12 protein-coding genes are annotated in these 13508 nt (G+C 50.2%); all 12 read left to right on the top strand.

The genetic code is table 11. From position 1 onward, the window contains the following. The first annotated feature begins 271 nt into the window (after positions 1-271). The 12 genes from sodC (at position 272) to AC5M9B_RS05525 (ending at position 13477) form a co-directional block, all read left to right on the top strand. A complete protein-coding gene (gene sodC / locus AC5M9B_RS05580; protein ID WP_019270308.1) occupies positions 272-841 on the top strand; it encodes a superoxide dismutase family protein in 570 nt (189 codons plus the stop codon). 645 nt (positions 842-1486) lie between these two features. Beyond that, the gene (gene sdhC, locus AC5M9B_RS05575) at positions 1487-1864 is read left to right on the top strand and encodes a succinate dehydrogenase, cytochrome b556 subunit (RefSeq protein WP_070865186.1); all 378 of its coding nucleotides are present in this window, start codon (positions 1487-1489) and stop codon (positions 1862-1864) included. Continuing rightward, on the top strand, positions 1858-2199 hold the full coding sequence (gene sdhD, locus AC5M9B_RS05570; protein ID WP_003755562.1) for a succinate dehydrogenase, hydrophobic membrane anchor protein: 342 nt from the start codon (positions 1858-1860) through the stop codon (positions 2197-2199). Before sdhC ends, sdhD begins: the two co-directional genes overlap by 7 nt. A gap of 2 nt (positions 2200-2201) precedes the next feature. Next, a complete protein-coding gene (sdhA, locus tag AC5M9B_RS05565; RefSeq protein ID WP_049228213.1) occupies positions 2202-3965 on the top strand; it encodes a succinate dehydrogenase flavoprotein subunit in 1764 nt (587 codons plus the stop codon). A 124-nt stretch (positions 3966-4089) separates the two neighbouring features. Then, the gene (locus AC5M9B_RS05560; RefSeq protein ID WP_016687981.1) at positions 4090-4797 is read left to right on the top strand and encodes a succinate dehydrogenase iron-sulfur subunit; all 708 of its coding nucleotides are present in this window, start codon (positions 4090-4092) and stop codon (positions 4795-4797) included. Positions 4798-4800: 3 nt separating this feature from the next. Further along, positions 4801-5049, top strand: coding sequence for an FAD assembly factor SdhE (locus AC5M9B_RS05555; RefSeq protein ID WP_003755557.1), 249 nt, complete (start codon positions 4801-4803; stop codon positions 5047-5049). 117 nt (positions 5050-5166) lie between these two features. Next, positions 5167-6450: a citrate synthase gene (gene gltA, locus AC5M9B_RS05550; RefSeq protein ID WP_487648354.1), complete on the top strand. Its 1284-nt coding sequence runs from the start codon at positions 5167-5169 to the stop codon at positions 6448-6450. Between the two features lie 207 nt (positions 6451-6657). After that, complete coding sequence (locus AC5M9B_RS05545; protein WP_487648353.1) at positions 6658-9486, top strand: 2-oxoglutarate dehydrogenase E1 component; 2829 nt, start codon at positions 6658-6660, stop codon at positions 9484-9486. A 112-nt stretch (positions 9487-9598) separates the two neighbouring features. Then, positions 9599-10780: a 2-oxoglutarate dehydrogenase complex dihydrolipoyllysine-residue succinyltransferase gene (odhB, locus tag AC5M9B_RS05540; RefSeq protein WP_487648352.1), complete on the top strand. Its 1182-nt coding sequence runs from the start codon at positions 9599-9601 to the stop codon at positions 10778-10780. 196 nt (positions 10781-10976) lie between these two features. Further along, the gene (locus tag AC5M9B_RS05535) at positions 10977-11246 is read left to right on the top strand and encodes a hypothetical protein (protein ID WP_009312043.1); all 270 of its coding nucleotides are present in this window, start codon (positions 10977-10979) and stop codon (positions 11244-11246) included. Positions 11247-11438: 192 nt separating this feature from the next. After that, positions 11439-12872, top strand: coding sequence for a dihydrolipoyl dehydrogenase (lpdA, locus tag AC5M9B_RS05530; protein WP_003741784.1), 1434 nt, complete (start codon positions 11439-11441; stop codon positions 12870-12872). Between the two features lie 317 nt (positions 12873-13189). After that, entirely contained in the window at positions 13190-13477 is a 288-nt protein-coding gene (locus AC5M9B_RS05525) for a hypothetical protein (protein WP_003755543.1), read from the top strand. The last annotated feature ends 31 nt before the right edge of the window (positions 13478-13508 follow it).

Below are 13508 nucleotides of genomic sequence, written 5' to 3'. Positions count from 1 at the left end.
AAAGAGTTTGCCGTAATGCGGGCAAAGTATAAAACGGAGTAAGGCAAAGAAATGTCAGTTTTGCCTAAACGAGGCAAAAATTATGGTTGACTACTTCTTTATCGTAGCTGTTTCATATTATAAATAAATATTATTTCGATTAATGGAAAAGATAGAAAAATCAAATGGCTTTAATAGCTAATAACATCCTAAAAAATACTCGATTTACTCTCCATATTGTTTAGAATACAAAGGAGTTTTTGACATAAATTTGGCAAAAAAGGAGATATAAATGAAATTTAAAACACTCGTAGCTGTTGGTATCAGTGCAATCTGTGCTGCGGGAGTAGTCAATGCGCATGAACACAAACATGACCACATGACACCTGCCGGTGCTTCTATTAAAGTGAAAGTACAACAACTTGATCCGGTTAATAGTAATAAAGATGTAGGCACTGTAACGATTACCGAATCCAAATACGGCTTGGTTTTTACACCAAACTTAAGCGGTTTAGAAGCAGGTTTGCATGGCTTTCATATTCACCAAAACCCAAGCTGTGAGCCGAAAGAAAAAGACGGTAAACTGACTGCAGGCTTAGGTGCAGGCGGCCACTGGGATCCGAAAGAAACCAAAAAACACGGCTTCCCATGGCAAGATGATGCCCACTTGGGCGATTTGCCTGCATTAACCGTATTGCACGACGGCACAGCTACCAATCCGGTTCTTGCACCACGCATCAAGCACCTTAATGAAGTTCGTGGTCATTCCATCATGATCCATGTTGGTAGCGACAATCATTCCGATCATCCTGCTCCACTTGGTGGCGGCGGTGCGCGCATGGCGTGTGGTGTAATTAAATAAGTTATTGTTAGAAACAAAAAGTGCGGTTAAAAATGTTGAACGTTTTAACCGCACTTTTATTTGCAATGAGATCTACTTCAGCTGTGTCATTCAATTTATGAATAACGTCAATCAGCCGTTTATCTGAAACCCGTATCATTCCGCTATGGTTGCAGCGCTGTCTTTTTGAAGGCATTAGTAGAAATCACACCATCGATATGACGTATGACGCAAATCTTTATTCACTAAAATATTGCAGTTTTGTAATAGAAAAATAAGAGGGTCGTCTGAAAAGTTGCCTGTTGAAATTTTGTTTTGAATGCAACGTTTTATCCCATAAGGTTATGGTTGTTTTGCTTGCAGATGCGTTGGTAAATGATATTAATTCATATTTTTATCACAAGAAACAAGATATTAATACTATTTTGATGGTGTGAGATTGTGCGAAACTGATTAAGCGGTAGTGGAAAAAATGTTGGTTTAAGTATTAATAGGGATGTTTATTGTTATTGTTACAGTTTATGATGTTTTTTGGTAAAATTTATTAGATTGTTTATAAATTAGACTGTTCAAAATCGGATAAAACAGGTAAATTATAGTTTATGTAACTCGATGTAATTTGAGTTATTGGTTTTGAGCTGATAAAAAAATACAGAGGAACTGGCTATGTCCGTCAAACCGCGTCCTGTCTTTTTGGAGATTCCCAATATACGTTTGCCTATACCGGGAATTGTCTCCATCTTGCACCGCATTAGCGGGGTAGGATTATTTATAATGCTTCCCGTTTTGCTGTATCTCCTGTCCGGTACGTTGAGCCGCGAGTCGGCGTTTGAAACTTACCGTGCCATCGTTTCCAATCCTTTGGTCAAGTTGATTTTAATCGGCGTGTTGTGGGCTTATCTGCACCATTTTTTCGCCGGTATCCGTTTTTTATTTTTAGATGCACACAAAGGTCTTGAGCTGAATACTGCGCGCAATACTGCCAAATTGGTGTTTGCCGCCGCTTTGGTGTTGACCGTTGTTTTGGGAGCGTTGTTATGGTAGAGCGTAAATTGACCGGTGCGCATTACGGTTTGCGCGATTGGGCGATGCAGCGTGCGACTGCGGTTATCATGTTGATCTATACCGTCGCGCTTTTAGTGATTCTGTTTACCCTGCCTAAAGAATATTCGGCATGGCAGGCATTTTTCGATCAAGTTTGGGTGAAAGTGTTCACCCAGGTCAGCTTTATCGCTGTATTTTTGCACGCTTGGGTGGGTATCCGCGATTTGTGGATGGACTATATCAAACCCTTCGGCGTGCGTTTGTTTTTGCAGGTTGCTACCATCGTTTGGCTGGTCGGCTGCTTGGTGTATTCAATTAAAGTAATTTGGGGGTAAGTATGGGTTTTCCTGTTCGCAAGTTTGATGCCGTGATTGTCGGCGGTGGTGGTGCAGGTTTACGCGCAGCCCTCCAATTATCCAAATCCGGTCTGAATTGTGCCGTTTTGTCTAAAGTGTTCCCGACCCGTTCGCATACCGTAGCGGCGCAGGGTGGTATTTCCGCTTCGCTGGGTAATGTGCAGGAAGACCGTTGGGACTGGCACATGTACGATACCGTGAAAGGTTCAGACTGGTTGGGCGACCAAGATGCGATTGAGTTTATGTGTCGCGCCGCGCCTGAAGCGGTGATTGAGTTGGAACACATGGGTATGCCTTTTGACCGCGTGGAAAGCGGCAAAATTTATCAGCGTCCTTTTGGCGGTCATACTGCCGAACACGGTAAACGTGCAGTAGAACGTGCTTGCGCGGTTGCTGACCGTACCGGTCATGCGATGCTGCATACCCTGTACCAACAAAACGTCCGTGCTAATACGCAATTCTTTGTGGAATGGACGGCGCAAGATTTGATTCGCGATGAGAACGGCGACGTGGTCGGTGTAACCGCCATGGAAATGGAAACCGGTGAAGTTTATATTTTCCACGCTAAAGCCGTGATGTTTGCTACCGGCGGCGGCGGCCGTATTTATGCGTCTTCCACCAATGCCTATATGAATACCGGCGACGGTTTGGGCATTTGCGCCCGTGCGGGTATTCCGTTGGAAGATATGGAATTCTGGCAATTCCACCCGACCGGCGTGGCAGGTGCAGGCGTGTTGATTACCGAAGGTGTGCGCGGTGAGGGCGGTATTCTGTTGAATGCCGATGGTGAGCGCTTTATGGAACGCTATGCACCGACCGTAAAAGACTTGGCTTCACGCGACGTAGTTTCTCGCGCGATGGCGATGGAAATCTATGAAGGTCGCGGCTGCGGCAAAAACAAAGACCATGTATTGCTGAAAATTGACCATATCGGTGCTGAAAAAATTATGGAAAAACTGCCGGGCATCCGCGAGATTTCCATTCAGTTTGCCGGTATCGACCCGATTAAAGACCCGATTCCCGTTGTGCCGACTACCCACTATATGATGGGCGGTATTCCGACCAACTACCACGGCGAAGTCGTTGTTCCGCAAGGCGATGAATACGAAGTGCCGGTAAAAGGTCTGTACGCAGCGGGCGAGTGCGCTTGTGCTTCTGTACACGGTGCGAACCGTTTGGGTACCAACTCCCTGCTTGACTTGGTGGTGTTTGGTAAAGCTGCCGGCGACAGCATGATTAAATTTATCAAAGAGCAAAGCGATTGGAAACCTCTGCCTGCCGATGCGGGCGAGCTGACCCGCCAACGTATCGAACGCTTGGATAACCAAACCGGAGGCGAAAACGTTGATGCGCTGCGTCGCGAACTGCAACGCTCCGTCCAACTGCACGCTGGTGTGTTCCGTACTGATGAGATTCTGAGCAAAGGCGTTCAAGAAATCATGGCGATTGCCGAGCGCGTGAAACGTACTGAAATCAAAGACAAGAGCAAAGTGTGGAATACCGCGCGTATCGAGGCTTTGGAATTGGATAACCTGATTGAAGTAGCGAAAGCGACTTTGGTGTCTGCCGAAGCACGTAAAGAATCGCGCGGCGCGCATGCTTCAGACGACCATCCTGAGCGCGATGACGAAAACTGGATGAAACACACGCTATACCATTCAGATACCAACACCTTGTCCTACAAACCGGTACACACCAAGCCTTTGAGCGTGGAATACATCAAACCGGCCAAGCGTGTTTACTGATGCGTTTTCAGACGACCTCCGTATCACAAGGGGTCGTCTGAAAATCAAATACACCACCACACTGAACAGCCTGAACCCATAACATAAAACCATCAGGCGGTTTATGAGAAAAGGAACACTTCTCATGGAAAAAATGAGTTTTGAAATTTACCGTTACAATCCGGACGTTGATGCCAAACCATATATGCAACGTTACGAATTGGAACTGGAACCTACCGATGTCAAACTTTTGGATGCGCTGGTGCGCCTGAAAGCGCAAGACGACACCCTGTCTTTCCGCCGTTCATGCCGCGAAGGTATTTGCGGGTCGGATGGTATGAACATCAACGGCAAAAACGGCTTGGCGTGTCTGACCGATTTACGCGGTTTGAAGCAGCCCGTGAAAATCCGCCCGCTGCCCGGTCTGCCCGTCATTCGCGACCTGATTGTGGACATGACCCAGTTCTTCAAGCAATACCACTCCATCAAGCCTTACGTCGTTAACGACAATCCGATCGATTCCGACAAAGAGCGTCTGCAAACTCAGGAAGAGCGTAAAGAGCTGGATGGTTTGTACGAATGTATTTTGTGCGCCTGCTGTTCGACTGCCTGTCCGTCGTTCTGGTGGAACCCTGACAAATTCGTTGGTCCGTCCGGTTTGCTGAATGCCTACCGCTTCATTGCCGACAGCCGCGATACCATTACCAACGAGCGTTTGGACAATTTGAACGACCCGTATCGCCTGTTCCGCTGCCATACCATCATGAACTGCGTGGACGTATGTCCTAAACACTTGAATCCGACCCGTGCCATCGGTAAGATTAAAGAAATTATGTTGAAACGAGCCGTTTAAGAAATGATGGTTTTTGACGATATTGCCAAACGGAAAATCCGTTTTCAAACCCGCCGGGGATTATTGGAGTTAGATTTGATTTTCGGCAGGTTTATGGAAAAAGAATTCGAGCATTTGAGCGATAAAGAGCTGTCCGAGTTTTCCGAAATCCTTGAGTTTCAAGATCAAGAGCTTCTTGCCCTGATCAACGGACATTCGGCGACAGACAAGGAACACCTTATCCCCATGCTTGAAAAAATCAGACAAGCTTGACGTATTGGAAATCCGCCTGCCTTTCGGCGGATTTCTAGGATACGGAGGTCGTCTGAAAATAAAGACCGTGCTGCATAGGCAGCAACGAAAGCCCCAACCTACAAAGGAGCGATAAATATGTCCAAATCAATTAAACTCAACGTACCCAATCAAGAGGATTTAGAACTGCCCGTATTGGAAGCGAGCATCGGTCATGACGTGGTCGATATCCGCGCACTGACGAAAAACACAGGCTTATTCTCATTCGACCCCGGGTTCGTTTCAACAGCAAGCTGCGAATCCAAAATCACTTATATCGACGGCGACAAAGGTCTGCTGTATTACCGTGGTTATCCCATCGAACAACTTGCCGAAAAATCCGATTATTTGGAAGTCTGCTACCTGCTGATTTACGGCGAATTGCCGACGCCTGAGCAAAAGGCAGAATTTGACAATACCGTCCGCCGTCATACGATGGTGCATGAACAGCTGACTTGGTTCTTCCGCGGCTTCCGCCGTGACGCGCATCCGATGGCGATGATGGTCGGCGTGGTCGGTGCATTGTCTGCATTCTATCAAGACAGTCTGGACATCACGAATCCCGAACACCGCAAAATCGCGATTTACCGTCTGATTTCCAAAATTCCGACGATTGCTGCGATGTGTTACCGTTATTCCAACGGTCTGCCGTTCAATTATCCGAGAAACAACCTCTCTTATTCCGAAAACTTCATGCACATGATGTTCGCCACACCATGTGAAGACTACAAACCCAATCCTGTATTGGCACGCGCGCTCGACCGCATCTTTATCCTTCATGCCGACCACGAGCAAAACGCATCGACTTCGACCGTCCGTCTGGCAGGTTCTTCAGGCGCGAACCCGTTTGCCTGTATCGCTGCCGGTATTGCCTGTCTGTGGGGTGCGTCCCACGGCGGTGCGAACGAAGCCGTCTTGAAAATGTTGGACGAAATCGGCGATGTGTCCCGTGTTGCCGAATACATGGAAGGTGTGAAACAGCGCAAATACCGTCTGATGGGCTTTGGACACCGCGTGTACCGCAACATGGATCCGCGCGCCAGCATCATGCGTGAGACTTGCCACGAAGTGTTGAAAGAATTGGGCTTGGAAGACAGTCCGAAATTCAAGCTGGCAATGGAATTGGAACAAATTGCCCTGAAAGACCCGTTCTTCGTGGAGCGCAAGCTGTACCCCAACGTCGACTTCTACTCCGGTATTGTTCTGTCCGCGCTGGGCATTCCGACCGAAATGTTTACCGTCATCTTCGCCCTGTCGCGCAGCGTGGGCTGGATTTCGCACTGGCATGAAATGATCGGTGATCCTTCGCTGAAAATCGGCCGTCCGCGCCAACTTTATACCGGTTCGGAACGCCGCGATTATGTGCCGGCGGATAAACGCTGAAAATCAGTACATTAATATGTTGTCGGAACTTCATTTGAGAAAGCCGAATAGTTTTTTTAAATAAGTTTGTCTGCAGCAAACGAAACAGATACAAGTAATTTGGCTGGAAATAGGGTAGAATGAAGTGTCATTTCAAACGGCATGGATTCCGTTGAAACACATGGAATTCTACCCTTTGTTTATATTTTAAAGAAAAGAGCTCGCGTCATGATGGATGAAAAACTCAATTTTTCTTATCTGTTCGGTTCAAATGCTCCCTACATCGAGGAGTTGTATGAGAATTTCCTGGAAAACCCTAATTCGGTCGATGAAAAATGGAAGCAGTATTTCACCGACTTAAGCAAGCAGCCCGGTGCGGCGGATGTTGATATCGCCCATGCGCCGATCCGTGAATCCTTCGCCAATTTGGCAAAAACCAAATCGACAGCGGCTATTGCCGGCGGTATGGACGAAGCCATGATGAAGAAACAGGTCGGCGTACTGCGGTTGATTTCTGCTTACCGTATTCAAGGTGTGGGCGCTGCTCAGCTTGACCCGCTCAAACGTATTCCGCCACGCAATATTGAAGCCCTCGATCCCAAATTCCACGGACTGAATGATGCCGATATGGCGGTTCAGTTCAATATGGGCGAGGGCGATTTTTCCGGCCAAAGCAAACTGCCCCTGTCCCAAATCATCAGCAACCTCAAGCAAACCTACTGCGGCCACCTCGCATTGGAATACATCTACATTCCCAATACCGAAGAGCGCCGCTGGTTGCGCAATTATTTCGAGGATGTGCTGTCCACCCCGAGTTACAGTGCCGAACAGAAACGCTGCATCCTGAAAGAAATGACCGCTGCCGAGACTTTGGAGCGTTATCTGCATACCAAATATGTCGGTCAAAAACGCTTCGGCGTAGAAGGCGGCGAGAGCGTGATTGCCGGTCTGAATTACCTGATTCAAAACGCAGGTAAAGACGGCGTCGAAGAAGTCATCATCGGTATGGCACACCGAGGTCGTCTGAATGTCTTGGTCAACATTTTGGGCAAGAAACCGGGCGATTTGTTTGCCGAATTTGAAGGCCGTGCCGAAATCAAGCTGCCCAGCGGTGACGTAAAATACCACATGGGTTTCAGCTCCGACATCGCTACGCCGAACGGTCCGATGCATGTTTCTTTGGCGTTCAATCCGTCGCATTTGGAAATCGTCAATCCTGTCGTTGAAGGTTCTGCACGCGCCAAACAAAAACGTTTGGGCGAAAACGGCCGCGACAAAGTATTGCCCGTATTGATTCACGGCGACTCTGCATTTGTCGGCTTGGGCGTCAACCAAGCGACGTTTAATCTGTCTAAAACGCGCGGCTATACCACCGGCGGTACGGTTCACATCGTCATCAACAACCAAATCGGCTTCACCACCTCCGATACCCGCGACACCCGTTCGACCGTGCATTGTACCGACGTGGCGAAAATGGTTTCCGCTCCGGTCATCCATGTCAACGGCGACGATCCGGAACGCGTTTGCTTCGCCATCCAGGCCGCTTTGGACTACCGTAAGAAATTCAACAAAGACATCGTGATCGATGTCGTCTGCTACCGCAAATGGGGCCACAACGAGGGCGACGATCCGACCCTGACCCAGCCGATGATGTACAAAAAAGTATCGCAACACCCCGGTGCGCGTGCTTTGTACACCGAGCAACTGATTGCAGAAGGCGTGGTGACGCAGGCAGAAGCCGACGGCTATATCCAAGCCTACCGCGATGCTTTGGATAAAGGCGAACATGTCGAACAAACGACGTTGAGCAATTTCCAACGCACGCAAATCGACTGGAGCAAATACCAAGGCAAAGACTGGCGTGAAGATGTGGAAACCGGCCTGCCCGCTGCCGACATCGAGCGTCTTGCCGAGAAATTTACCGCAGTCCCCGAAGGCTTTGCACTGCATCCGACTGCCAAACGTGTGCTCGAAGCGCGCAAAGGCATGGCTGCGGGCAGTCAGCCGATTGACTGGGGTATGGCGGAAACCCTCGCATACGCCAACTTGGTCACCAAAGGCCACGGCGTGCGCATTTCCGGCGAAGACTCCGGACGCGGTACATTCTCACACCGTCATGCCGTATTGCACGACCAAAAACGCGAAAAATGGGATGACGGCACTTATGTACCGCTGCGCAATATGGGCGAAGGTACGGGCGAATTCCTCGTCATCGACTCCATCTTGAATGAAGAAGCCGTCATGGCGTACGAATACGGTTTTGCCTGCTCAGCACCTGATAAACTGACCATTTGGGAAGCGCAGTTCGGCGACTTTGCCAACGGTGCGCAAGTGACCATCGACCAATTCCTGTCGTCCGGCGAAACCAAGTGGGGACGTTTGTGCGGTCTGACCACCATCCTGCCGCACGGTTACGACGGTCAAGGTCCGGAACACTCATCCGGCCGCGTGGAACGTTGGTTGCAACTGTGCTCCGAACACAATATGCAAATTATTATGCCGTCCGAAGCGTCGCAAATGTTCCACCTGCTGCAACGCCAAGTCTTGGGTTCGTACCGCAAACCGCTGGTGATTTTCATGTCCAAACGCCTGTTGCGCTTCAAAGGCGCGATGAGCTCGCTGGAAAACTTCACCGAAGGTTCGCGCTTCCGTCCCGTTATCGGCGATACCGCCGAGCGTGGCAACAATGAAAGCGTGAAACGCGTGATTCTTTGCGCCGGACAGGTTTACTACGATTTGGAAGCAGGCCGTGCCGAGCGCAAACTGGAAAACGATGTCGCCATCGTCCGCGTCGAGCAGCTTTATCCGTTCCCATACGACGAAGTGCGTGCAGAGTTGGCGAAATATCCGAACGCGAAATCCGTGGTTTGGGCGCAAGAAGAGCCGAAAAACCAAGGCGCGTTCTACCAAATCCGCCACCGCTTGGAAGACGTTATCGGCGAAAGCCAAAAACTGTCTTATGCCGGCCGTCCGAGCAGCGCATCGCCCGCAGTCGGCTATATGAGCAAACACGTCGCCCAGCTGAAACAACTGGTTGAAGACGCCATGACGCTGTAACGCAATACGGTGCGGCGTTCCGAATGAAACACTTCAGACGGAACGCCCGCCAAACAAAAGAGATAACACACAACAGGTCGTCTGAAAACCAACGACCATCCGGAGACACAAAATGATTATTGACGTAAAAGTACCCATGCTGTCCGAAAGCGTATCCGAAGGCACGCTCTTGGAATGGAAGAAAAAAGTCGGCGAAGCCGTAGCGCGCGACGAAATCCTGATCGACATCGAAACCGACAAAGTGGTTTTGGAAGTACCTTCCCCACAAGCCGGCGTATTGGTTGAAATCATCGCTCAAAACGGCGAAACCGTTGCCGCCGAGCAAGTGTTGGCACGCATCGACACCGCAGCAACCGCTTCCGCTTCTGCTGAAGCCCCAGCCGCCGCTCCTGCACCTGAAGCCGCTCCCGCCGCTGCGCAAACCAATGCCGCCATGCCTGCCGCTGCGAAGCTGGCCGCCGAAACCGGCGTGGATGTGAATGCGCTGCAAGGTTCCGGCCGCGACGGTCGCGTCTTGAAAGAAGATGTGCAAAACGCTGCCGCCAAACCTGCTGCTGCACCCGCTGCTGCTCCTGCACCTGTTCCGGCAGGCGCACGCCCGGAACAACGCGTTCCGATGAGTCGCCTGCGCGCCCGTGTTGCCGAACGTCTCTTGGCTTCGCAACAGGAAAACGCGATTCTGACCACGTTCAACGAAGTCAACATGAAACCCATCATGGACTTGCGTGCGAAATACAAAGAAAAATTCGAGAAAGAACACGGCGTCAAACTCGGCTTCATGTCTTTCTTCGTCAAAGCAGCCGTTGCCGCGCTGAAAAAATATCCGGTGGTGAATGCTTCCGTTGACGGCAACGACATCGTTTATCACGGTTACTTCGACATCGGTATCGCCATCGGTAGCCCGCGCGGTTTGGTCGTACCGATTCTGCGTGATGCCGACCAAATGAGCATTGCCGACATCGAGCAAGCCATCGTCGATTACGCCAAAAAAGCCAAAGATGGCAAAATCGCGCTGGAAGATTTGACCGGCGGTACGTTCAGCATCACCAACGGCGGTACATTCGGCTCTATGATGTCCACCCCGATTATCAATCCGCCGCAATCCGCCATTTTGGGTATGCACGCGACCAAAGAGCGCGCAGTCGTGGAAAACGGTCAAGTCGTCGTCCGTCCGATGATGTATTTGGCACTTTCTTACGACCACCGCATCATCGACGGCCGCGAAGCCGTGCTGACTTTGGTTGCCATCAAAGACGCGCTGGAAGATCCGGCACGCCTGTTGTTGGATCTGTAAACGCCGTCAAAGGGATATATAAAGCGGATAAAAACAGAGCAGTTTGAAATCGGGCTGCTTACCGGTTTTCAGACGACCTTGGAACGAAAAAAGGTCGTCTGAAAACGGCGGGATGTTTGAAATCTAAGGGAGAAAGTTTGTTGCTGCCATTTTCCGTGCATAAGCAAACGGTATGAAAACCCATAGGAGTATATCCATGAAACCCATCTCCCTGTTTCCGCTTTTGGCTGTCGTTTCCCTGCTTGGCGCGTGTGCCGCATTCGAAGGAAAGGAATATTCCGTTAACGCCTACGACGCGCGCGGCAGAATGTTGAACAAGCGTTTTGAAATGGACAGCAACAAAGCAGGCATTCCCGTCGCCCGCAGCGTTTTGTGCAAACGTTATCCGCACGCTACCGTGCGCGTTTACAACAATTTTACCGGACAGGAAGTCAGGGAGTACAGCCCGCATTCCTGCCGCCGCTGATGCGTTCGAACCAATCGGGCTGAAGTTTCAAAAGGTCGTGCCTGCGGGCAGGCTTCGCACTCTGAAAAAGGCAGAATGAGTTTTAACTGCGTTGAAGCCGCGCTTTCAGACGACCTCTTATGCAAAATGTAGTGGATGAACTTTTGCCGAAGGTTTTCCTGCGGCAAAAATGTCAAACAAAGGATTTTTCACATGTCTCAATACGATGTAGTAGTCATCGGCGCAGGCCCCGGCGGATATGTTGCCGCCATCCGCGCCGCCCAACTGGGTTTCAAAACCGCCTGTGTCGATGCGGGCGTCAACAAAGCAGGCGATGCGCCCGCGCTAGGTGGCACCTGCCTGAACGTCGGCTGCATTCCTTCCAAAGCCCTGTTGCAATCCAGCGAACATTTCCACGCTGCGCAGCATGATTTTGCCGAACACGGCATCAGCGTCGGCGACATCAAATTCGACGCGGCGAAAATGATTGCACGCAAAGACGCCATCGTAACCAAGCTCACCGGCGGCGTGAAATTCCTGTTCCAAAAAAACAAAGTAACCAGCCTGTTCGGTACGGCTTCATTTGCCGGAAAAAACGGCGATGCCTACCAAATCGAAGTCGATAACAAAGGCGAGAAAACCGTTATCGAAGCCAAACACGTCATCGTAGCGACCGGTTCCGTGCCGCGTCCGCTGCCACAGGTTGCCATCGATAATGTAAACGTATTGGACAACGAAGGCGCATTGAACCTGACCGAAGTGCCCGCCAAACTCGGCGTCATCGGTTCGGGTGTGATCGGTTTGGAAATGGGTTCTGTATGGAACCGTGTCGGTTCGCAAGTTACCATCCTCGAAGCCATGCCGACCTTCCTTGCCGCCGCCGACCAGCAAATCGCCAAAGAAGCCTTCAAATACTTTACCAAAGAGCAGGGCTTGAACATCGAACTGGGCGTAAAAATCGGCGACATCAAATCTGAAGGCAAAGGTGTTTCCGTTGCCTACCAAACTGCCGCAGGCGAAGCCAAAACCGAAGTATTCGACAAACTCATCGTCGCCATCGGCCGTATTCCGAACACCAAAGGCTTGAACGCCGAAGCCGTCGGCTTGGAAAAAGACGAGCGCGGCTTTATCAAAGTGGACGGCGAATGCCGCACCAACCTGCCTAATGTCTGGGCAATCGGCGACGTGGTTCGCGGCCCGATGCTGGCACACAAAGCCAGCGACGAGGGCGTGGCCGTTGCCGAGCGCATCGCCGGACAGAAACCGCATATCGATTTCAACAACGTACCGTTCGTGATTTACACCGACCCCGAAATCGCTTGGGTCGGTAAAACCGAAGAGCAGCTCAAAGCCGAAGGTGTGGAATACAAAAAAGGCACTTCCGGCTTTGGTGCAAACGGTCGCGCGTTGGCAATGGGCAAGGCAAAAGGTACGGTCAAAGTGTTGGCAGATGCCAAAACCGACCGCATCTTGGGCGTACACATGATCGGCCCGGTTGTCAGCGAATTGGTTACCGAAGGCGTCACTGCGCTCGAATTCTTTGCCAGCAGCGAAGACATCGCCCGCATCATCCATGCCCACCCGACCTTGTCCGAAGTGGTTCACGAAGCCGCACTGGCCGCCGACAAACGCGCTTTGCACGGCTGAGGAGGCCAAGTAAAGCATAAAAGGTCGTCTGAAAAAGTTTCAGACGACCTTTTCGGAAAGATGAATGTTCGGAAGCGATGTTCCGATAGGTATAGAGAGAAAATAGGGCATATCAGTTGCCATTGTTCTCTTGTCGGAATGACGATTTAAGTATTTTCTATTTGAATCTGCTGCGATAGCGGGTTAAGTTTAAATTCAGGAGAAGGCGACGAAGCCGCAGACAGTACGATAGTACGGCAAGGCGAGGCAACGCAGTACTGGTTTAAACTTGAACCACTATATATAATCGGCGACACATTCACAGACAGCATTTGATTATGAATAAAGAAGTAATCGGTATCCTGTTTATACCGATGGGCATCATCAGCATGTGTATGGCCGCGTTGTGGCAGATGTATGTGATGATGACCGAAACTTATACGCTCAACCGTTTCAAAGACAAAGAATTGGTTTGGCGCGTAGCTTTGTTATTTATCAGTTTCAGCCTTGCCGTTTACCTGCTCTGCCCGAATTCGCGTAAAAAAGGCATCGTCTTTTTTATTCTCGGGGGCGGCGGTGCAATCATGTATCTGCTTGCGCGGATGTGGTTGCCGTTCAGCAAGTGAAACGACGATTTTCCGACCGCCGAAAGGTCGT

The sequence above is a fragment of the Neisseria flava genome (assembly GCF_982712965.1).
Note: the sequence above shows the minus strand (reverse complement) of the source record. Positions and strands in the feature narration are given on the sequence as shown.